The organism is Flavobacterium sp. CG_9.10, assembly GCF_015752245.1.
In the GTDB taxonomy this organism is placed as follows: domain Bacteria; phylum Bacteroidota; class Bacteroidia; order Flavobacteriales; family Flavobacteriaceae; genus Flavobacterium.
Window position 1 is genome coordinate 12,420 of sequence record NZ_JADOVD010000011.1, and the last position, 21,003, is coordinate 33,422.

Genomic DNA, 21,003 nt, shown 5'->3' on the forward strand with positions numbered 1-21,003 from the left:
TTAGTTTTCGTTTTCCTGCTCAAAATACCCTTTTGATTTTATTTTGGTAGAGAAAAAATTTAAAAATAAGACGACAAAAAATAAAAATAACAAGGCTTGAGTGCTGACTAGGAATTTACCTTCGGTAGTTACCGGATAAAAATCGCCATATCCAATAGAGGAAGAAGTTATTATACTAAAATAGACGGCGTCAAACCAATTAATGAAAGGTTTATTCAAATAACTGTCGCAAGAATAAAGTACGGCATAAGCAAAAACAATTTCCATATAATTAAAGAAAAGTAATAACATCGATCTTTTATAGGAACGTGGTTTAGAAAACAAATCAGAAGCAAAAATTAAGGTGGGAATATACAATATTGTTTCTAGCAGTACATAAACTAGTAGGGCAATAAGGAAGTGGTTGTTTTCTACACCGTTTACCAGGATAATTAAAGGAAATACAACTTTTAACAAAACATAAAAATCCACCGCTAAATCCTCGTATTCGATTCCCTTCTTAAAAGCAAAATATTTGATATATATTCCAGGAAAAAGTAATTGAGAGGAGGAAAGAAACAAACGCACCATTTTTTCTATACCATTATCATCTTGATGGTCGTTATTCCAAATCGCTTTAATATTTTGTATTCGCTTCTGAATAGGATTAAACTCGGGTTTTGGAACCTTAGAAATATTTCCTAAGAAAAGTTTTTTTATAATTTTTTTCATTTAATTTTCATTTGGGTAATCCCACTCTAATATACAAAATAATTTACAGAACTATAAAAGGAAAAAGCCATTTCCAGCAGATACTTCGTGAAATTCGGAATGACAAGGTGAGTTTTTATCACACCAGTTTTTCAATTACTATCAATTCATTATGAATTTCAATTCTAGGAATAGTTTTAATTTTGAATTGATGCGCATAAAATTCAGACACATATTTTTTATTTCTTTGATTTTGATTTTCATTCAAAATCATAGTGTTGAAAAGGACGAACCCTTTATTTTTTAAATGAAAACAGATACGATTGATGAAAAACGTTTCAAATAAAAAGTTTGGCATAGTAGTATCCTGAAAAATATCTATAATTATCAAATCGTATTTTTCTTTGGTTTTTAAAACAAATTCAAAAGCATCTTCAATAACAATTTCTAGGTTCTTAATTTCCTCAAGCTTAAAATATTTATTTGCTACTTTGATTATTTCAGGGTCAATTTCGACTCCAGTGATTTGCCCTTCAAATTTAATTTCATCTACCAATGTTTTTATAACGCTTCCGCCGGCAACGCCAAGAATTAAAATTGAATCCATGGCTACAATCTTTTCAAAACCGATTTTTTTTAAACCAATGCGTAAAATACGTTGCAAACTCCCATAGGAATAATTAGCATTTTCCGAATCTAAGACCAACTCACCATTTGCCCAAGTAACTTCAATAGATTTACTTACCGCTGATTTTGCCTGATATATTTTTATAGGAATAAGGTAACTGAAAAGTTTTTTAATCATAAGTGGCAGTTTTCCTCAAAAATAAGATTTAAATTATTTATTTTGTATTAAAATAATTATAAGAATGAAGAAACAATTGTACGAATGGATATTTTTCAGACTTATGGGTTGGAAAATTGAAGGCTCAATAGATCCAGCTATCAAGAAATGTGTAATGATGGTAATGCCTCACACGAGTGCGCACGATTTTTATTTGGGTATTTTTACCAGAGGAATTACAGGTTTAGAGATGAATTGGGTGGGTAAAAAAGAATTATTCCGCTTTCCTTTAGGTTTTTATTTCAGGTACATGGGAGGCGAACCCTTAGATAGAGCGGGAGGGTTAAATAAAGTAGATTCGATCGCAGAAATTTTTAACCGAAGAAGTACATTTCGACTTGCAGTAGCGCCAGAGGGAACTCGTAAAAAAGTAACTGAACTTAAAACTGGATTTTATTATATTGCTTTGAAAGCAAATGTTCCAATAATTCCCGTAGCTTTTGATTTTGGTAAAAAAGAAGTCAATTTTGGTCAACCATTAATTCCCAGCGGAAATATAGAAGCTGATTTAATTATTTTGAAAAATCATTTTATCGGAGTACTTGGTAAAGACGCTGAAAAAGGGTACATGCTGTAAATAGAGTATTTTCTACTCATTCATTGATTTTTTCTCTAGTCTATTTTAATTTGGATTAAAAACTTTAAAAGTTCCATTTTTATAAAAGAATACAATTTTTTCCACTTCGCTTGAAGTGGAATTTATTATAGAATTTTGATTTTCTACTTTTTTTGTTTCCGATGAATTTAAATTTATTGGATGCTGTATTTCCGAAAATAAATTTTCCGGAATTGATTCTTCTTTTGAAGTAGTGGAGCTATTTTGCTTTGAAACGTCCTCCACTTGGTTTTCTCTTTTTTCAACAGCAATAGTATTTTTTGGAAATGTTCCTTTACCATTTAAAATCCAATACAAATCCACTTCTGGAAAAACCTCTAAAATTTTAAGAATAAAATCTAAGCTTGGTTTGTTTCTTCCCGAAAGGAGGTGAGACAAACTAGAACGCTGTACGCCAATTTTATCGGCAAATGACGATGCGTTCAGACTGTAATAATCTAGTATAATTTCTAATCTTTTTATGAAATCCTCTATGTTTACCATTGTAAATTATATTTAAAAGCTATCTATTTACAAATGTAATCAAATCAAATAGAATAACCAAAATTACAAGTGTAAATACATGTTTTTTAGATAAAAAACGTAAAGTTTTAATTTAATTAAAATATCGTAAATTATTGATAATTAAATGTTAGCATTCATATTTATAAGTAAATAACAATTGTTAATAATAACCAATCTAATCAGCCTAATAAAACCAATAAAGATGTTTACATCTCTAAAATATTCCATAACAAAAGTGTTTACAAATGTAAATATAAAGATGTTTACTTTTGTAAATCAAATAATAGGGTATGAATTTAGAAGAGTTATTTATAGAATATAAAGAAGAATCTATTCAAGGTCGTTACCTTTCTTTAGATTCAATTGAACCTTTATTACACAAATTAAACACCAATAACGAACTCAAAATTATTGGTGAATCGGTACTCAAGAAGCCGATTTATACGTATCAAATTGGCGTTGGGAAAACCAGAATTTTTCTTTGGTCACAAATGCATGGAAATGAAAGTACGACAACTAAAGCGCTTTTTGATTTTGTAAGCGTATTGAAAAGTGATTCAGAACTGGCAAAGAAAATGCTGAACGCATTTACTTTTTGCTGTATTCCAATGTTAAATCCTGATGGAGCGAAGTTATATACTCGGGAAAATGCTAATAAAGTAGATTTGAATAGAGATTCTCAAATCCTGTCTCAGCCTGAAAGTAAGTTATTGAGAGCGGTTTTTGAAGAATTCCAACCTCATTACTGCTTTAATCTTCATGATCAGCGAACTATCTTTGGCGTAAGCGATATTGGGATGCCGGCTACATTATCTTTTTTGGCCCCTTCTTATAATGAAGAACGGGAAATAAATGACTCCAGATTGAAGGCGATTAACTTAATTGCTGCGATAAATGAAGTTCTTCAGGAATATTTACCAAATCAGATTGGGCGTTTTGATGATTCGTTTAACATTAATTGCATTGGAGATACCTTTCAATATTTAGGAGTGCCCACTTTATTATTTGAAGCAGGGCATTTTCCAAATGATTATCAGAGAGAAGAAACACGAAAATATGTTTTCATGGCGTTAATTTCCGGATTTATGACACTTTGCGAAAACGTTATAGTTGTTAATGGAATTAACAAATATTTGAATATTCCTCAAAATAAAGTGGTTTTTTATGATTTTATATACAAAAACATCAAGATAAATTATGATGGTAATGAAATAATCACCAATTTTGCAGCACAATACAAAGAGGAATTAATTGAAAATCAGATTAGTTTTAATGCCTACATAACACAAATAGGCAATTTGGAAAATTATTTTGGTCATTTTGAATATGATGCTAACGGAGCGCTATATAGAGATGATCTTGATGACATTCCGAAATTAAATCAAAAAGCTGATTTTTATTTAGATAATAACATAAAATTTGTTAACGGAATGATAAAAAGATAATTTTAGTATCGATTTGTTGTTTTTTATGTATATTTTTATACTTTGTTATAGTGATTATAAATATAAATTAAAGAATTATGAGTAAGTTTCGTTTAGATGAAGTAGATCACCAGATATTAGATATGTTGATAGATAATACAAGAGTTCCATTTACAGATATTGCAAAAAAATTGTTGATTTCTGCGGGAACTGTTCATGTCAGAGTTAAAAAAATGGAAGATGCAGGAATTATTATGGGATCTTCTTTAGTTCTTGATTATGATAAATTAGGGTATTCATTTATCGCCTACGTTGGTGTTTTTCTTAATAATACATCTCAAACGAAGTTTGTTTTAGAAAGAATTAATGAAATTCCTTATGTGACTGTAGCCTCTGTAACAACAGGTAAATTCAACATTTTCTGTAAAATTAGAGCTAAAGATACTAAGCATGCTAAAGATGTAATCTTTATGATTGATGATATTGACGGTGTTTACAGAACGGAGACTATGATTTCGCTTGAAGAAAGTATCAATGATAAGAAGCGGTTAATGCATACTATTTTTAAAAATATGTAATTAATCTTGAATGCTATATTTTAAAATATAACCTCAAGTTAATTCTTGGGGTTTTTTTTATCACAAATTTTTCTATTAAACCAACTACAACTAGATTATGTATACACTACCAAAAATTGAACGTTTCAACCAAGACGTTCTATCAAAATATCACATTTATAACAGTGTTTTTATAACGTTGCCTTTTGATTCTATAGGTAATACAGGTGTTTTACTTCCCTTATTTACAGACATTTGTGACGTCGGTTTTAAAAAACAAGAAACACCAAAAGAAATACTTGATTTTTTTGCGGAAAAATATTTGAATAGCGCTTCTGAAGAAGAAAAAATTGATTTAATGTTTCGTTTTATTCAATATATCGAGCGTCAAATTGTTTTATTTGATGCCATTGAAGATGCCGCTTTTCCTGTCGTAAACAATATGGAAGGAAGGGGGTCTTTGAGAGATATTAAAGAAAAATTAGATGATAAAGACAAAGAGGATGAGTTGATTCATTTTTTAGAAAACTTCAATGTAAGAACGGTTTTAACTGCGCATCCAACTCAGTTTTATCCTGGAGCAGTTTTGGGTATTATCAATGATTTAACGGATGCTATTCGACAAAATAACTTGTTTGATATTAAGCAATTATTAGCTCAGTTAGGCAAAACTCCTTTTATTAAGAACGAAAAACCGAATCCTTTTGATGAAGCGGTCAGCTTGATTTGGTATCTTGAAAATGTATTTTATCAAACTTCTGGAGAAATGGTGCAATACCTTCAAAAGAATATTTTTGAAGGAAAATCAATTAATAACCCATTAATTAAACTTGGATTTTGGCCAGGTGGTGATCGTGATGGTAATCCATTTGTAACTACCAAGATTACTTTGAAAGTCGCGGAGCGTTTGAGAACTTCAATATTAAAATGCTATTATATTGAAATTAGAAATTTAAAAAGAAAACTAACTTTCTCAGGTGTAGATATTTTGGTTTCCGAACTTGAATATAAACTTTATAGGTCTGTTTTTTATTCCCGAGGTGAAATTTATCTTACTTTGAATGAATTTAAAGCACAATTAAATAAAATAAAACAGATTATAATAGATCAACATCAATCATTATACTTAGATGAAGTTGATGCGCTTCTTATTAAAGTGAATTTGTTTGGTTTTCATTTTGCTTCTTTAGACATTCGCCAAAACAGTAAAATTCACGATAGTGTTTTTGAAGATGTTGTAAAATATTTTTTACAATCCAATTCGTCTGTTTTTCCTGAAAATTATTTTGATTTAAAGGAAGAAGAAAAGTTTGTTGTGTTGTCTAATACAACAGCTAATCTTGATCCTACTGTATTTGAAAATGAAATTACTAAATCTACTATCGAATCTATTCAAGCGATAAAAACGATACAGGAGCAAAATGGTGAATACGGTGCTAATCGCTATATAATTAGTAATAATGAAAGCGCACTTAATGTAATGGAAACTTTGGCGCTTTTCCGATTGAGTAATTGGGAAAATCCATCGGTTGATATTATTCCGCTTTTTGAATCAGTTGATGATTTGCAAAATGCACATGCCATAATGGAGAAATTGTATACTAATCCTGCTTACTCGGAGCATTTGGCAAATAGATCGATGAAGCAAACAATCATGCTTGGTTTTTCTGATGGTACAAAAGATGGTGGGTATTTAATGGCTAATTGGAGTATTTACAAAGCCAAAGAAGAGCTGACTGAAATTTCGAGAAAATATGGTGTAAAAGCTATATTCTTCGATGGACGTGGCGGCCCTCCAGCTCGTGGAGGCGGAAAAACGCATAAATTTTATGCTTCACTAGGTCCTAATATAGAAAATAACGAGATTCAAATTACCGTTCAAGGACAAACGATAAGTTCAAATTTTGGAACTTTGGATTCGTGTAGATATAACCTCGAGAATTTATTAAGCGCCGGTGTTACGAATCAGGTTTTTAATAAAGGTCAAAATGAATTGACAATTAATGAAAAAGATATTTTAGATAAATTAGCTGGTTTAGGCTATGAGAAATATTTAAGTTTCAAGAATCACCCTAAATTTATTCCATATTTGGAACAAATGAGTACTTTAAAATATTATGCTAAAACAAATATAGGAAGCCGACCTTCAAAACGAAGTAAATCTGAAAGTTTAGATTTTGCTGATTTGCGTGCAATTCCTTTTGTAGGATCTTGGAGTCAGCTAAAACAGAACGTGCCTGGTTTTTTTGGAGTGGGAACTGCGTTGAAGTATTTTGAGGAAACCAATCAATGGGATAAAGTACAAGATTTATATGACAACTCGTTATTTTTTAAAACGCTGCTTGAAAACAGTATGATGTCATTGGCTAAATCATTTTTCCCATTGACTGCTTACATGAAAAAAGATCCTGAATTTGGGGAGTTTTGGCAGATTATCTATGATGAATTTTTAGAAAGCAAAAGGTTATTATTGAAAATAGCGGGTCATAAAGAGCTCATGGAAAATTATCCTGATGGTAAAGCTTCAATAGCGATAAGAGAGCGTATTGTATTGCCATTGTTGACAATACAACAATATGCTTTATTGAAAATTAATGAACTTAATAAGGACAAAAACCCTGATGAGAATTTAATAAAAGTGTATGAGAAAATTGTTACACGTTCACTTTTTGGAAATACTAATGCAAGTCGAAATTCAGCCTAAAAATAAAAAATATGAATTCAAATCAATTGCCAGTAAACGAATATGCCAAATTTTATTCTCCATATATTAACGCTTTACAAAATGTAGAATTGATAGAAGAGTTAGAAATTTGCTTACATGATTTCATCAGATTTGTACAAAACATCCCTATGGACAAATTTGATTTTCGTTATGCCGAAGGAAAATGGACTATCAAAGATATTATTCAGCACCTAATTGACGCTGAAAGAGTTTTTATTTATCGTGCGATGAGAATTTCTCGAAATGACAAAACGCCTTTACCGGGTTTTGAAGAGAATGATTATGTTGAAAATACAAATGCTAATGGTAGAAGCATTCAGGATTTATTGATGGAGCTTTCTGCGGTAAGACAATCTACCTTATTACTTTTTAAAAGTTTTTCAGAAGAACAGTTTGGAAGAATTGGAGTTGCTTCAAATGCAGAGGTTTCTGTTCGTGCGATTGGTTTTATTATCATTGGGCATCAAAAACATCATCAAAAAGTTTTTCAAGAGAGATATTTATAATTTAGTCTAAAAATGCAGACCAAATTTTCAATTTATTTTCAAAAGACATTGTATTAGCAGGACTGGTTGAAGGCATTACATAATAAGTAATGCCTTCTATTTGTCCAAATTTTTTCAAAAAAAATCTATGACTTTCTTTTCCGTTGAAAACTATTTTTTTTATCGATGGAAATTCTTTGAGTAAAGCGTCAAAATCATTTTCTTTTTGATTTTTAATATGAATGTCCAAACTTCCTTTTCTTTCACAATTTTCCAGTACGTCCCATATTCCAATTTTATTAGTTTGTAGCAGTTCTATTTTTTCTTCGAAAATTGGCGAAATTGTTGAATTACTTAAAATCGTATAGATTATTTTCCAAAAATGATTTCTTGGGTGTGCATAATATTCTTGCTTGGTTAGTGACGCGACTCCAGGCATAGTTCCCAAAATTAAAATTTCAGTCGAAGAATTTACAAAAGCAGGGAACGAGTTTATCATGTTATTTTAAAATACTTTTTTCTTTTTCAATTATTGCCAAACCAATTCTTATTTTATCATAGGTAATTTGTTCTTCAAAAAAATCAAAATAGGGTTTTAATGTAGTAGGGAATTCCAGTTCGATTTGTGCTGCTCTAATTTTTGAAACTTCACCTTTCGATGCAAATTCACTTAAATCAATTTGATGTCCATCAACATATAATTTAGCTAAGTGAGAAATGATTGTTGCAAGACCTAATTTTCTTTTAACAGAAATTTCTTCGGCAGAAAGACCGTCTTGGAATAAAATTAGAGTTTCTTTATATGTAGTTGCTTCTTTCTTTTTTTTACTATTTTTAGATTGCTGAAAATCAATAATAGCTTTTATAAAAGCATCTCCATATTTTTCAAGTTTTGCTTTCCCAACACCATCAATCGCTATTAATTCCTCATCGCTCATAGGTCTTTCGGTTTCCATTTGGCGTAAAGCCGCATCACTAAAAATGACATAGGCAGGAACATTTTCTTTTTTTGAAATTTCGTAACGTAGTTTTCTAAGTGTTTCAAAAAGAGAATTAGCAGCAGCTTTAGTTTTAACTTCTTTAATATCGGATTTATCAATATTGATTTTCTGAACCGTTGTCAATTGTACTTTTTCTCCTTCAAATAGAACTTCAGCGGCTAAGGATGTTAGTCGGATTTTATTTTGTTGGTGGAAAGCGATTTCGCAAATCCCTTGATTTATTAGCTGAATAATGTATTGATTCCAATCGTACCAAGAGATATCGCTACCCACGCCATACGTTTTCAGATTTTGATATTCTTTTTCGAAAATATAGGCGTTTTTCGATCCACGTAAAAAGTCAATGATTACTGGTAAAGGTTCGGTTTCCTTTAAACGAATAATCGCGGATAATGCTTTTTGAGCGATTATAGTTCCATCGAAGAACGCAGGTGGATTTTTACAAATATCGCAATTCCCACAATTTTCCGTAACCAATTCCCCAAAATAAGAAAGCAATATTTTTCTTCGGCAACTCAAAGCATCAGCATATTGCTTCATTCTTTCTAATTTTGCCAATTGCACTTCGGCGTTCAAACCTTGAGAAGCAAATTTTTGCAATTGAATTACATCGCCGTAACTTTCGAACAATACCGTTTCAGAAGGTAATCCATCCCGACCGGCACGACCAATTTCTTGATAGTATCCTTCTATATTTTTTGGCAAATTATAATGAATTACCCAGCGAACATTTGATTTATCAATTCCCATCCCAAAAGCAATAGTAGCGCAAACGACTTGGCAATCATCATTGATAAATTCATCTTGGGTTTTTGAGCGGATTTTATTATCTAAACCTGCATGATAGGCTTTTGCATTGATGCCAATTTTCTGCAATTTTTCGGCAAGTTCTTCCGTGGTTTTGCGGCTTAAGCAATAAACAATACCAGACTCATTTGGCTTTTCTTTGATGAAATCTATAATTTGTTTTACTCGATCTAAAGCGGGACGGACTTCTAGACTTAAATTTTTTCTATCAAAAGAAGCGACAAAAGTTCTAGGATTTATCAGGTTTAATTGATCACTAATATCCTTACGTGTTGCTTTATCCGCAGTGGCAGTTAAAGCTAAGATTGGAGTAGAAGGGAAGCGTTTTTTTAAATAACCTAAATTGGTATATGCAGGACGAAAGTCATGCCCCCAAGCCGAAATACAATGCGCTTCGTCAATGGCAATAAGGCTTACCGTAAGTTGATTGAAAATACCATCGAGATATGACAAACTTTCAGGAGCTATATAAACCAACTTGATTACATTCGATTTTAAGCTCTCCATATAAAATTGCTGTTCCGCTTCAGTTTGACTGCTATTGATAAAACAGGCGGGAATACCATTCGCTTTTAAACTATCGACTTGGTCTTTCATTAAAGCAATTAATGGAGAGATTACGATTGTAATTCCGGGTAAAAGCAATGCTGGGAGTTGAAAACAGATTGATTTTCCTCCACCTGTTGGCATAATTGCCAACGTATCTTGGCCACTAAGAATACAGTTTATAATATCTTCCTGATTGGGTCTGAATTTTTCAAAACCAAAGTTTTCTTTGAGCGAGGCATGTAAAATAGATGTTGTCATTTAGGCTTATATTTTGAATCAAAGGGAATAAAAAAAGGAACTCTCCACGAGTTCCTTTTATGTTTATAGCCAGAATAGTATTAATCCTCGTCTTCGTCGTCGTATTCGTCAGAAAGTACTTTTTCTTCTTTATCATCGTCATCATCATCCCCGTCTTCTGAATCAGAATCCGGCTTGTCAAGATTTTCATCTTCGTCATCATCTTCAATTGCATCGTCATCATCAAGCTCGATTCCGCTTATTGGTTCTACAACATTATCAATTTCATCATCTTCATCGTAATTTTCAATTCTGTCAGCAAGTTTTGTACTGACTTTTACTAAATAAATAGTATCTTCAGTACGAACTTCTACAGCTTCAATTAATTCGTTTTTAGCATTTCTAAAACGAATGATGTTAGAATCATCATATCCATCAGGAAATCTTTCCACCAAAAGATTCAAAATTTCATTGGTAAGTTTTGCGTAATCTACAATTACTCTTTTCATATAGTTATTCTATAAATCTAATAAATAAGCAAAAATTAAAGGTGCCACAATTGTAGCATCGGACTCAATAATAAACTTTGGCGTTTTTATATCTAATTTACCCCAAGTAATTTTTTCATTCGGTACCGCTCCAGAATACGAACCATAACTGGTCGTTGAATCTGAAATCTGACAAAAATAACTCCAGAAAGGAATGTCATGCATTTCCATATCTTGGTATAACATTGGAACCACGCAGATTGGGAAATCACCTGCAATTCCACCGCCAATTTGAAAGAAACCTACACCATTGGCACTATTTTTCGGATACCAGTCTGATAAGAAAACCATATATTCAATACCTGATTTCATTGTGGAAGCTTTCAGTTCTCCTTTAATTACATACGAAGCAAAAATGTTTCCCATAGTACTGTCTTCCCATCCTGGTACAATAATAGGTAAGTTCTTCTCAGCAGCTGCATACATCCAACTGTCTTTTAAATCAATTTCGTAATATTCTTCAAGAACCCCTGAAAGCAACATTTTGTACATAAATTCATGTGGAAAATATCTTTCTCCTTTATCATCTGCATCTTTCCATATCTTGAAAATATGTTTTTGCAAACGACGGAATGCTTCATGCTCTGGAATACAAGTATCAGTTACTCGATTTAATCCTCTTTCTAATAAATCCCATTCATCTTGTGGAGTCAAATCTCTATAATTTGGAACTCTTTCATAATGAGAATGTGCCACGAGATTCATAATATCTTCTTCAAGATTTGCGCCCGTACAAGAAATAATATGAACTTTATCCTGACGAATAATTTCTGAAAAAATCTTTCCAATTTCTGCGGTACTCATCGCACCAGCCATGCTCACCATCATTTTGGCACCATTTGCTAATTGTTGTTCGTATGCCTTGGCAGCATCAACTAAAGATGCAGAATTGAAATGCAAATAATGCTTTTCAATAAACTGACTGATAGGTCCTTTACTCATTTTATTGGATTTAAAGATTTAAAAATCAATTCATTGAATGGTTACACTCAAATATAATAATTTTTAAATTGACTAATTGTGTATTTGATTATTTATTTTCTATCGTAACCTAAAATTTTTAAAACGTCCTGTGATGTTTGTTGTTCTGAAAATACTTCGGTTGCCAAAATTCCATTTTCATCACGATCAATTAAGATATGTTTTGGTTGTGGAATCAAGCAGTGATGTAATCCGCCGTATCCACCTATAGTTTCCTGATACGCTCCTGTGTTGAAAAATCCAATATATAATGGTTTTTCTTTATTGTATTTTGGTAAATATATGGCATTCATATTTTGCTCTGAATTGTAATAATCATCGCTGTCACAAGTCAGTCCGCCCAGTAAAACCCGTTCGTAAGTTTCATTCCAGCGATTGACAGCCAACATAATAAAACGCTTATTGATTGCCCAAGTGTCAGGAAGTGTGGTAATGAAAGAAGAATCAATCATGTTCCATTTTTCCCTGTCATTTTGTTGTTTTTGATATAATATCTGATAAATTGCGCCACCACTTTCACCTACCGTAAAAGAACCAAATTCTGTAAAAATATTTGGAACATCAACTTCAGCTTCATCACAAGCGATTTTTATCTGATTGATAATTTCGTCAATCATATATTGATAGTCATATTCAAATGCCAATGAATTTTTGATAGGAAAACCTCCACCAATATTCAAACCATCTAAGCTAGGACATTCTTTCTTCAGTGCCACATACACTTTGATACATTTTACTAGTTCATTCCAGTAATAAGCATTGTCATTGATACCGGTATTGATAAAAAAGTGCAACATTTTAAGTTCCAAATTCTTATTTTCTTTGATTTCTTTTTTATAAAAAGGAACAATGTTTTTATATCCAATTCCTAAACGAGAAGTATAAAACTCAAATTTAGGTTCTTCTTCAGCGGCAATACGGATTCCTATTTTGAATTTCCCTTTAATTTGCCCTTGAAGCAAATCAAGCTCTTCAAAATTATCAATAATTGGAATGGCATTTTTATGCCCATTATTGACTAATCGAGCAATGTTTTCCACATACTGATCTCTTTTGAAACCATTGCATATTATGTAGGTGCTTTTGTTGATTTTACCGTTTGCCAATAGATTTTCAACAATATTAATATCAAAAGCAGAAGAAGTTTCAATGTGAATATTATTTTTGAAAGCTTCATTCATTATAAATTCAAAATGAGAGCTTTTTGTACAATAGCAATAATAATATTTTGCCTCGTACTTATTTTTCTCCATTGATTTACGAAACCAGCTTTTGGCTTTGTTAATATTATTGGAAATTTGAGGTAAATAGGTAAATTTTAACGGCGTACCGTATTTTTCAACAAGTTTCATCAAATCGATATTGTGAAACAGAAGATTATCTTTGTTTAATGTAAATTCTTCTTGGGGGAAATAATAAGTTTGATTTATTAAGTCAGAATATTTTGTATTCATTTGGTTTTTAATGTTTTAGATTGAATTTAATGTAAAAATAAACTAATCTAAAATTCAAACTCGAATATTAGCATAAATAATTTGAAGCTTTTCATGATCTGCTTTCAGATATTGGAAAATATCAAAACTAAAGTTCCCTTTAATGGAATTAAAACGCTTCAACATTCTTAGAAAAGACATGTTGTTTCTGTTTTTATTCGAACTATAATTTCTTTTGTTTTGACTTTTTTTCATCGTGGCAAATGTAAAAAATATTATATACGTAAAGCAATCCTTTTTATTAAAAATAAAATTATGATTTATAATCTTGGAAGGCTCTAAGAATTAATTCATTTTCAACAGATTGATTAATTTTTATTTTTCCTATTCCTTCAATTAACGCAAACTGGATGTTTCCGTATTCATTTTTTTTGTCATGAATAAGAAGTTCCAAGATGGGTTCTATGTCATTTTCATCAAATAGAATATCTTCATAAATGCCCTTTATCGCTGATTTTATTTCGATATACTCCTCTTGATTGATTAGTTTTTTATCCAAAGAGATATAACTTTCCAATATCATTCCAACGGCTATAGCTTCTCCATGCAATAAAGTAGTCTTGTTTTCATTTTCCAAAAAATAACTTTCGATGGCGTGACCCAATGTATGCCCAAAATTTAATGATTTTCGAATGTTTTTCTCTGTTGGATCTTGCAAAACAATTTCGTTTTTTATTTCGACTGATCGGTATATTAATTCATCAAAGTCTGCAAAATCTATGGCTTTTAAATCTAAAAATTGCTCCCAATATCCCTTGTCATAGATCAATCCATGTTTCAGCATTTCGGCAAGTCCGGAGCGCATTTCATTTTTTGGTAAAGTATCCAGATATTGTGTATCAATAAGTACCATTTGAGGTACATTGATAACACCGATTTGGTTTTTTAAATTTCCTAAATCGACGCCATTTTTGCCACCTACGGAAGCATCAACCATAGATAGTAGAGTAGTAGGAATATGAATAAAATCAATACCTCTCTTGAATGTTGAAGCGACAAAACCTCCTAAATCAGTTACAACTCCACCACCTAAATTAATCACAAGACTTTTTCGGTCAGCACCAAGCTCAGTGAGTACATTCCATATTTGAACACAAGTTTCAATATTCTTATTTTGTTCTCCTGCTTCAAATTCGATGATTTCAATCGTAAGACCCGTTTCCAGATAAGGAAGAAAATTAGGCAAACAAAACTCATTGGTATTACTATCTACAATAATAAATAGATTCGAATACTTGTTTTCTTTTAGATAAAGGTTGAGTGCTTCATATCCTTTTTCATTGAAATAGATTGGGTAATTATTGGCTTGAATCGTTTGCATCATTGTTGATTAATTGAAAGCGCAAAATAAGGGAATTTTTGCTGAATAGTATTTAAAAATTGCTCAATAATTAGACAAAAATATCACAATTAATAAAAAATATATTTAAAAAAACACAAGATGTTTTTTTTATGAATAAAGCTTTCTTGAGTTTTAATTAGCTTTTAAATCCATTTTTTTTAAAATAATCAAGATTATAGTTTTAAGAAATGAAAAATAGATCATTTGCATTCTTCGGCCATAATTTCTTGGGCATTGCCATAATTTTTATTTTTCGCTAAATTTAAATATTTACAGCAATTTTCTTTGTTTTTTATAAAAAAGTAACTCATACCCAATAGATATTCTGCTTTTCCATCTTTTAAATCTGCAGAAATTAATGATTTTTTCAAGTAAGAAATGGCATTCAAATATTGTTTTAAGTTATAAAAACATATTCCAATATTTTGCATGAGGAAAACATTATTGGGATCTTTATTTAACGCTTTTTTATAGGAGTCTAAAGCTTTGTCGTACTTTAAATTATTAAAAAATAGCATCGCTTGATTTTCAAAAATGTTCTTTTCAAATATTTTTTTTCTTTCACTTAAAAGACTGTCGCCAGGAAATGTTTTTAATCCTTTGTCAATAAAAGAAATCAGTTTTTTATTATTATATCCTGATTGATTTAGCGCACTGGAAGTATTTATCCATACTTCCGGATAATTGTTATACTGTGTATAGATATTGTGAATTTTAATTATTCCTGTAGTATCTTTTAAATTCATTCCCGAGTTAATTGCAGCTATGTAATAATCTCTATTTCGAGGTCTAATATCTAAAGCTTTTTTGGCGTAAAAATAGGCACTATCATTTCTACCCTCTCCTGTTGCAATGAGATGTTTGTAAAGCTCTGTTCGTCCAAGATATGGATTTATTTTATTGCCAATATTCAAATATTTTGAAGCCTGTTTATAATTTTTTTCTTCAATATAATATTTTCCAGCATAGGTCGCGAAAGGTTCACTAGTACTAAATACATTAGGATATTGCGGTAAATTATGGGCAATTTCATCAGCCCTTAAAGTAAATTTGTTGGTTTGAAAATTAGCTTTAATATCATTTTCCAACTGATATGCTTTAAAAGTTTTAAAAGAAAAATAAAGAGTAAAAAGGGAAATGATTATTATAAAAGTAGAAGTTCTAGTAGCAGAATAACTTTTTAAGAACTCTTCGGATGATGAAGTATTAATAATTGATAAAGCGAGAAAAAATGAAAACCATAATTGCATTGTTGGTCTATACATGGGAAAATTGAAGGTAGCATCGATACCGTAAGATAATAAAAGCAAAGTAGAAAGTATTGCAATTATTGTTAGCTCACGATTTTCCGATTTAAAAAATATTTTTAAATTTAAACAGAAAGCAATAATAAATATATACAAATAAAGTAAACCATTTAAAATACCTGTTTCAGCGGTGATTTCAAGAAAATCATTGTGTGTATTGGCTGAAATAGTATGATCATTATTTGTTTTTCTCTCATAAGGAATGGATTCTATTTGCCAGTTCCCTAATCCTATGCCCAGTAAGGGTTTATTTTTAATCATTTTTAATGCGTTGTTCCAATACAATAATCTTTCATGTATGGAAGCATCTTTTACATTACCAACTTGTGTTACTCTACTTGAAACAGATTCATATCGACCTGTTCCTTTTCCTTTTTCGAAAATTAGATTGGCTGTAAAAAATGAAATGATAAGGGGAACAATAATGTAGGAAACAGTTAAAATATTTATTTTATTCAGTGGATTTATCTTTAGATACAATAGAATAAATATAAGTGTTTCAAAGAATAAACTTAAAAATGCTGCTCTTGATCCTGTTAAAAAAATAAGAACTGTCGCCAATAATAATACAAAAACCAAAAACCATTTTTTCCATTTTGTAAAATGAACTATTCCTATGAGTAAGAAAGGGATTTTGATACTTAAACTGGCCGAAAATATATTGATATTTCCAGTGTTTCCTTTTAAATTAGCTAAAGCATGTAAAATCGAATCTGTTTTTGAAAATTGAACAAAATCGTAAAACGCTTGAAATGATTGAATAAAAATGCTGATACCAATAAGAAACGTAATTTTGTAAATTAGGTGTAGTCGGTTATTTAATAAAATTGATAAGTTAATTAATGTACAAAAAACAATGACGATTCTTATTAGATTGACTATGCCTAAAGATAGATTTCTAGCTGCGAATAAAGAAACACCAGAAAATACAATAAACAGCAAGCAGGCTTTAACTATATGGCTTTTTTTATAGATGGAAATTAAATTTTGAGTAAGAATGGCAGGATTATAATATATAAAAACTCCTATACTTATATTTAGTATTGATAAGTATAAATATTGGGGAGCAATAATTTCAATACTCCTAAATTGTGGTAAAAAATCAATAATTAGAAAACCAATGATGAAAAATAATGTTATTAAATCAAAATAATTAGTGTCTGATGTAGGCTCTTGAGTGTTTAATTTGTCGGTTACTAATTTAGCTTTCATATCTTATTTATATTAAAATAGTATTTTAAAAATATTAATAGGAAATTTAATCAATTTCAATGAATATTTTATTAAGCTGTTGAAAATAATTTTGATTGCGTATTTCACTATTTAACTATCGTTTTTTTAAATATTTTTCAAAATCTGTCTATATTTGCACAAAAAACCACAGGAATGGAAAAAATATTTGATAATACTCAAGTTGCATTTGCGTTAAAAAGTGATACAGAACTCGATAGAGCTTATTTTCTTTTTAAAATGATTGACAATCAACCTCTTGTTCGAATAGGAACTGCGGTTACTAATTTTGCTTTAAAAGCTAATCTTCCGGTTGAAGGATTGATTCGCGCTACCGTTTTTGATCATTTTTGCGGAGGAGTAAATGAAAATGATTGTCTTTCTGTGGTTGATAAAATGTATACCAAAGGCGTTTCCTCTGTTCTGGATTATTCTGTGGAAGGAAAAGAAGAAGAGGAACAGTTTGATGCTGCTCTTGAAATGACATTAAAAACGATTGAATTTGCCAGAGAACGTCAAGCAATTCCTTTTGCTGTTTTTAAACCAACCGGTTTTGGACGTTTTGCTTTGTATGAAAAATTAGGGGATAAACATATGTTAACGGTTGACGAGCAAGCAGAATGGAATAGAGTAGTGGCACGTTTTGATTTAGTTTGTAGTGAAGCTCATAAAAAAAATGTGGCATTACTTATAGATGGTGAAGAAAGTTGGATGCAAGATGCAGCTGATGATTTAGTTACTGATATGATGCGTAAATACAATAAAGAAAAGCCAATTGTTTTCAATACGTTACAAATGTATCGCTGGGATCGTTTGGATTACTTGAAAAAACTACACGAACAAGCCAAAAAAGAAGGTTTCTTTATTGGGATGAAATTGGTTCGTGGTGCTTACATGGAAAAAGAAATTGCACGTGCGGGAGAGAAAGGATATCCATCTCCAATATGTGCTACAAAAGAAGCTACAGATGAAAATTATGACGAAACCGTGCGCTATATGGTTGACCATATTGACACCATGTCCGTTTTTGCGGGAACGCATAATGAATTAAGTACGTACAAATTGATGGAATTGATGCAGGAAAAAGGCGTTAAAACCAATGATGATAGAATTTGGTTTGGTCAATTGTATGGAATGAGTGATAATATCAGTTATAATTTGGCAGCTAATGGTTATAATGTGGCTAAATATTTGCCTTTTGGTCCTGTGAAAGATGTGATGCCATACTTGATTCGTCGTGCCGAAGAAAATACTTCAGTAGCGGGACAAACAAGCCGTGAACTATCGATGATTAAAGCAGAAAGAAAAAGAAGAAAAGGGAAATAGTTCTCCAATTTCAGTCATAAAAAAAGCTCCAATTGTCAAAATTGGAGCTTTTTGTATAAATATCTTTATAGCTCCCTCTCCTTTGGAGAGGGTTGGGGAGAGGATTAAGAATTGCTAAACTGCAGATTGCTTAAGTTTTTATACATTCCATTTTCTAAAGCAATTAATTCCTGATGTGTTCCCTGCTCTGTGATTTTTCCATTATCGAGCACTAAAATTTGATCCGCACTTCGAATGGTGGATAAACGGTGTGCAATAATGATACTGGTTCTTCCTTCCATCAAAATTTCCAACGCTTCTTGAACAAGTTTTTCGCTTTCACTGTCTAATGATGATGTGGCTTCATCAAGAATCAAGATACTTGGATTTTTAAGAAGGGCACGAGCTATTGCAATGCGTTGTCTTTGTCCTCCAGACAATTTAATTCCTCTTTCACCTACAATAGTCTCAAATTTTTCTGGAAAACTTTCAATAAAGTTCAAAGCGTTTGCTTGTTGTGCAGCTACAATAATTTCTTCTTCGGTAGCGTTTGGTTTTCCGTAAGCAATATTTTCTTTAATGGTTCCTCCAAATAATATTACATCTTGTGGAACAATACTCATATTTCCTCTCAGATTTTCCAGGTCATAATCGTAAATATTTTTTCCGTCAACCAATATTTCTCCGCTATCAATATTGTAAAAACGTAATAACAGCGAAGCAATAGTTGATTTCCCTGTTCCACTTGGACCAACGATAGCTATTTTTTGACCATAATTAGCGGTAAAACTAACATCTTTTAAAACTTTAATTTCTTTCCTAGAATGATAACTGAAAGCTACATTATTGAAAGTTACGTTCCCTTTTATCTTTTGGGTTGTAGCATTTTGAGTTGAATTAATTTTTTCAGGAGTTTCATCTAATAATTCAAAAACACGTTCGGTTGCACCAATTGCTTTTTGAATTTGGGCATAAAGTTCAGCAATTCCGCCAAAAGAAGCTCCTACAAAAGTAGAATACAATACAAATGAGATTAATTGTCCCACACTCATCTCTCCACTAATACTTAAACGAACTCCAAACCAAACTACGGCAACAATAGCTCCAAAAAGGCAAAAAATAATGAATGAAGCGAAGTATCCTCTGTATTTTCCACCTTTGATGGCTATTTTAACCACCTCTTTAATTTTTCCATTGTAGCGCGCAATTTCGTACCATTCATTGGCGAAAGCCTTAACAATAGTAATTCCTTGCATCGTTTCTTCAACAATCACCTGACTTTCGGCAACTTTATCTTGAACATTTTTTGAATATTTTCTAATAAATCGCCCAAAAATAACTGCTGCAACAGCAACCAGCGGAACAACGGATAGCATCAACAACGTTAATTTGATACTTTCATTTGCCAATAATAAAACACCACCAATAATTAAAATGAATTGTCTCAAAAACTCCGCAATTGTAGAGGTTAAGGTGTCTTGAATTTGCGTTATATCTGAACTGATTCGGCTGTTTAATTCCCCAACCCTTTTTTGCGAAAAGAACGACATTGGCAACTTCACTAAATTACTGTACAACGATAACCTAAGATTTGCCAATGTATGTTCCGTAAAATTGACGAATAAATACAATCTGAAAAAGGAAAAAATAGATTGTAAAAAAAGTATAGCAATCAAACCTAAAGCGATTGTATTTGCCTGAGAATTTTCCTTGTTTTTTACACAGTCAATAAGCATTCCCATTAATTTGGGGAAAGCTAAAGCTGTTGCGCCAGTAAAGAGTAGAAAAATTAAACCAACATAAAATTTCCATTTATGATTTCCAGCATATTTAAATATAATTATTGCTTTATTGAGTGAAGTAGCCGTAATTTTTGATTTTGGTAAATCATTTTCTTTGAATCTTGCCATTGTTTATTATTTATAGAGCAAATGTAAGACTATAAGAAGTCAATACAAAAAAATCATCTAGTTTCATCCTTTATTTAAAATGCTGTTAAAGAGCGCTAAAGCAGATTTAAAGGAAATTTTAATAATTTATTTTAAAAAAGTGCTTGTAGATACGGATTCTAAGTGTATATTTGCACACGCAATAACGGAAACGAAAGTTACTAAATTGTAGAAGGGCGATTAGCTCAGCTGGTTCAGAGCACCTCGTTTACACCGAGGGGGTCGGGGGTTCGAACCCCTCATCGCCCACAAGATAAACTCCATTAGACATAATGGAGTTTTTTTATGCCTTTTGGTTTCTTCAGAACTTTATTTATATGAAGTATTTAAGGATCAAGTCTAAAACCTGTGGATTAGTAAAAATTAGGCATAAATATTAGTTAGTCTAAAAAGGAAAAACTCAATATTC

General features: G+C 31.2%; 18 protein-coding genes and 1 tRNA gene. 7 read left to right on the plus strand and 12 right to left on the minus strand.

Features of this window, described 5'->3' with window-relative positions; translation table 11 throughout:
* Positions 1-711 carry a potassium channel family protein gene (locus tag IWX84_RS10615; RefSeq protein ID WP_196850730.1) on the minus strand — a complete coding sequence of 237 codons (711 nt, stop codon included), beginning with the start codon at positions 709-711 and terminating at the stop codon, positions 1-3.
* A gap of 118 nt (positions 712-829) precedes the next feature.
* Positions 830-1,495, minus strand: a complete 666-nt coding sequence (locus IWX84_RS10620) for a spermidine synthase (protein ID WP_196850731.1) — start codon at positions 1,493-1,495, stop codon at positions 830-832.
* Positions 1,496-1,559: 64 nt separating this feature from the next.
* Here IWX84_RS10620 and IWX84_RS10625 point away from each other — a divergent pair, with 64 nt between their 5' ends.
* Positions 1,560-2,111: a 1-acyl-sn-glycerol-3-phosphate acyltransferase gene (locus tag IWX84_RS10625; RefSeq protein ID WP_196850732.1), complete on the plus strand. Its 552-nt coding sequence runs from the start codon at positions 1,560-1,562 to the stop codon at positions 2,109-2,111.
* A gap of 45 nt (positions 2,112-2,156) precedes the next feature.
* Here the strand turns inward: IWX84_RS10625 and IWX84_RS10630 are convergent, their stop codons facing one another.
* Positions 2,157-2,633, minus strand: coding sequence for a helix-turn-helix domain-containing protein (locus tag IWX84_RS10630; protein ID WP_196850733.1), 477 nt, complete (start codon positions 2,631-2,633; stop codon positions 2,157-2,159).
* Between the two features lie 311 nt (positions 2,634-2,944).
* Between IWX84_RS10630 and IWX84_RS10635 the strand changes: the two genes are divergently transcribed.
* The 4 genes from IWX84_RS10635 (at position 2,945) to IWX84_RS10650 (ending at position 7,866) form a co-directional block, all read left to right on the plus strand.
* On the plus strand, positions 2,945-4,099 hold the full coding sequence (locus tag IWX84_RS10635; protein ID WP_196850734.1) for a M14 metallopeptidase family protein: 1,155 nt from the start codon (positions 2,945-2,947) through the stop codon (positions 4,097-4,099).
* A 77-nt stretch (positions 4,100-4,176) separates the two neighbouring features.
* Complete coding sequence (locus tag IWX84_RS10640; protein ID WP_066082003.1) at positions 4,177-4,656, plus strand: Lrp/AsnC family transcriptional regulator; 480 nt, start codon at positions 4,177-4,179, stop codon at positions 4,654-4,656.
* A 97-nt stretch (positions 4,657-4,753) separates the two neighbouring features.
* The gene (locus IWX84_RS10645) at positions 4,754-7,339 is read left to right on the plus strand and encodes a phosphoenolpyruvate carboxylase (protein WP_196850735.1); all 2,586 of its coding nucleotides are present in this window, start codon (positions 4,754-4,756) and stop codon (positions 7,337-7,339) included.
* A gap of 11 nt (positions 7,340-7,350) precedes the next feature.
* The gene (locus tag IWX84_RS10650; protein ID WP_196850736.1) at positions 7,351-7,866 is read left to right on the plus strand and encodes a DinB family protein; all 516 of its coding nucleotides are present in this window, start codon (positions 7,351-7,353) and stop codon (positions 7,864-7,866) included.
* 1 nt (position 7,867) lies between these two features.
* Here the strand turns inward: IWX84_RS10650 and IWX84_RS10655 are convergent, their stop codons facing one another.
* From IWX84_RS10655 to IWX84_RS10690, 8 genes are all read right to left on the minus strand, one after another.
* Positions 7,868-8,344: a DNA-deoxyinosine glycosylase gene (locus IWX84_RS10655; protein ID WP_196850737.1), complete on the minus strand. Its 477-nt coding sequence runs from the start codon at positions 8,342-8,344 to the stop codon at positions 7,868-7,870.
* 1 nt (position 8,345) lies between these two features.
* A complete protein-coding gene (recQ, locus tag IWX84_RS10660; protein ID WP_196850738.1) occupies positions 8,346-10,460 on the minus strand; it encodes a DNA helicase RecQ in 2,115 nt (704 codons plus the stop codon).
* An 80-nt stretch (positions 10,461-10,540) separates the two neighbouring features.
* Positions 10,541-10,948, minus strand: coding sequence for a DNA primase (locus IWX84_RS10665; RefSeq protein ID WP_196850739.1), 408 nt, complete (start codon positions 10,946-10,948; stop codon positions 10,541-10,543).
* 9 nt (positions 10,949-10,957) lie between these two features.
* Positions 10,958-11,929, minus strand: coding sequence for a deoxyhypusine synthase family protein (locus IWX84_RS10670; RefSeq protein WP_196850740.1), 972 nt, complete (start codon positions 11,927-11,929; stop codon positions 10,958-10,960).
* Positions 11,930-12,021: 92 nt separating this feature from the next.
* Complete coding sequence (locus IWX84_RS10675; protein WP_196850741.1) at positions 12,022-13,422, minus strand: arginine decarboxylase; 1,401 nt, start codon at positions 13,420-13,422, stop codon at positions 12,022-12,024.
* A 54-nt stretch (positions 13,423-13,476) separates the two neighbouring features.
* Complete coding sequence (locus IWX84_RS10680; RefSeq protein ID WP_196850742.1) at positions 13,477-13,656, minus strand: hypothetical protein; 180 nt, start codon at positions 13,654-13,656, stop codon at positions 13,477-13,479.
* Between the two features lie 58 nt (positions 13,657-13,714).
* The gene (aroB, locus tag IWX84_RS10685; protein ID WP_196850840.1) at positions 13,715-14,782 is read right to left on the minus strand and encodes a 3-dehydroquinate synthase; all 1,068 of its coding nucleotides are present in this window, start codon (positions 14,780-14,782) and stop codon (positions 13,715-13,717) included.
* A 221-nt stretch (positions 14,783-15,003) separates the two neighbouring features.
* Entirely contained in the window at positions 15,004-17,322 is a 2,319-nt protein-coding gene (locus IWX84_RS10690; RefSeq protein WP_196850743.1) for an O-antigen ligase family protein, read from the minus strand.
* 174 nt (positions 17,323-17,496) lie between these two features.
* Here IWX84_RS10690 and IWX84_RS10695 point away from each other — a divergent pair, with 174 nt between their 5' ends.
* On the plus strand, positions 17,497-18,666 hold the full coding sequence (locus IWX84_RS10695; protein WP_196850744.1) for a proline dehydrogenase family protein: 1,170 nt from the start codon (positions 17,497-17,499) through the stop codon (positions 18,664-18,666).
* A 104-nt stretch (positions 18,667-18,770) separates the two neighbouring features.
* Here the strand turns inward: IWX84_RS10695 and IWX84_RS10700 are convergent, their stop codons facing one another.
* Positions 18,771-20,555 (minus strand): ABC transporter ATP-binding protein, encoded by a 1,785-nt coding sequence (locus IWX84_RS10700; protein WP_196850745.1) that lies wholly within the window; start codon positions 20,553-20,555, stop codon positions 18,771-18,773.
* Positions 20,556-20,768: 213 nt separating this feature from the next.
* Here IWX84_RS10700 and IWX84_RS10705 point away from each other — a divergent pair.
* Positions 20,769-20,843, plus strand: a tRNA-Val gene (locus tag IWX84_RS10705).
* Positions 20,844-21,003 lie beyond the last annotated feature (160 nt).

What these genes read in the sequence shown, in the direction of transcription:
- IWX84_RS10615 (WP_196850730.1), bottom strand. Translation starts at nt 711, where the DNA reads ATGAAAAAAATTATAAAAAAACTTTTCTTAGGAAATATTTCTAAGGTT.
- IWX84_RS10620 (WP_196850731.1), bottom strand. Translation starts at nt 1,495, where the DNA reads ATGATTAAAAAACTTTTCAGTTACCTTATTCCTATAAAAATATATCAG.
- IWX84_RS10625 (WP_196850732.1), top strand. Translation starts at nt 1,560, where the DNA reads ATGAAGAAACAATTGTACGAATGGATATTTTTCAGACTTATGGGTTGG.
- IWX84_RS10630 (WP_196850733.1), bottom strand. Translation starts at nt 2,633, where the DNA reads ATGGTAAACATAGAGGATTTCATAAAAAGATTAGAAATTATACTAGAT.
- IWX84_RS10635 (WP_196850734.1), top strand. Translation starts at nt 2,945, where the DNA reads ATGAATTTAGAAGAGTTATTTATAGAATATAAAGAAGAATCTATTCAA.
- IWX84_RS10640 (WP_066082003.1), top strand. Translation starts at nt 4,177, where the DNA reads ATGAGTAAGTTTCGTTTAGATGAAGTAGATCACCAGATATTAGATATG.
- IWX84_RS10645 (WP_196850735.1), top strand. Translation starts at nt 4,754, where the DNA reads ATGTATACACTACCAAAAATTGAACGTTTCAACCAAGACGTTCTATCA.
- IWX84_RS10650 (WP_196850736.1), top strand. Translation starts at nt 7,351, where the DNA reads ATGAATTCAAATCAATTGCCAGTAAACGAATATGCCAAATTTTATTCT.
- IWX84_RS10655 (WP_196850737.1), bottom strand. Translation starts at nt 8,344, where the DNA reads ATGATAAACTCGTTCCCTGCTTTTGTAAATTCTTCGACTGAAATTTTA.
- recQ (WP_196850738.1), bottom strand. Translation starts at nt 10,460, where the DNA reads ATGACAACATCTATTTTACATGCCTCGCTCAAAGAAAACTTTGGTTTT.
- IWX84_RS10665 (WP_196850739.1), bottom strand. Translation starts at nt 10,948, where the DNA reads ATGAAAAGAGTAATTGTAGATTACGCAAAACTTACCAATGAAATTTTG.
- IWX84_RS10670 (WP_196850740.1), bottom strand. Translation starts at nt 11,929, where the DNA reads ATGAGTAAAGGACCTATCAGTCAGTTTATTGAAAAGCATTATTTGCAT.
- IWX84_RS10675 (WP_196850741.1), bottom strand. Translation starts at nt 13,422, where the DNA reads ATGAATACAAAATATTCTGACTTAATAAATCAAACTTATTATTTCCCC.
- IWX84_RS10680 (WP_196850742.1), bottom strand. Translation starts at nt 13,656, where the DNA reads ATGAAAAAAAGTCAAAACAAAAGAAATTATAGTTCGAATAAAAACAGA.
- aroB (WP_196850840.1), bottom strand. Translation starts at nt 14,782, where the DNA reads ATGCAAACGATTCAAGCCAATAATTACCCAATCTATTTCAATGAAAAA.
- IWX84_RS10690 (WP_196850743.1), bottom strand. Translation starts at nt 17,322, where the DNA reads ATGAAAGCTAAATTAGTAACCGACAAATTAAACACTCAAGAGCCTACA.
- IWX84_RS10695 (WP_196850744.1), top strand. Translation starts at nt 17,497, where the DNA reads ATGGAAAAAATATTTGATAATACTCAAGTTGCATTTGCGTTAAAAAGT.
- IWX84_RS10700 (WP_196850745.1), bottom strand. Translation starts at nt 20,555, where the DNA reads ATGGCAAGATTCAAAGAAAATGATTTACCAAAATCAAAAATTACGGCT.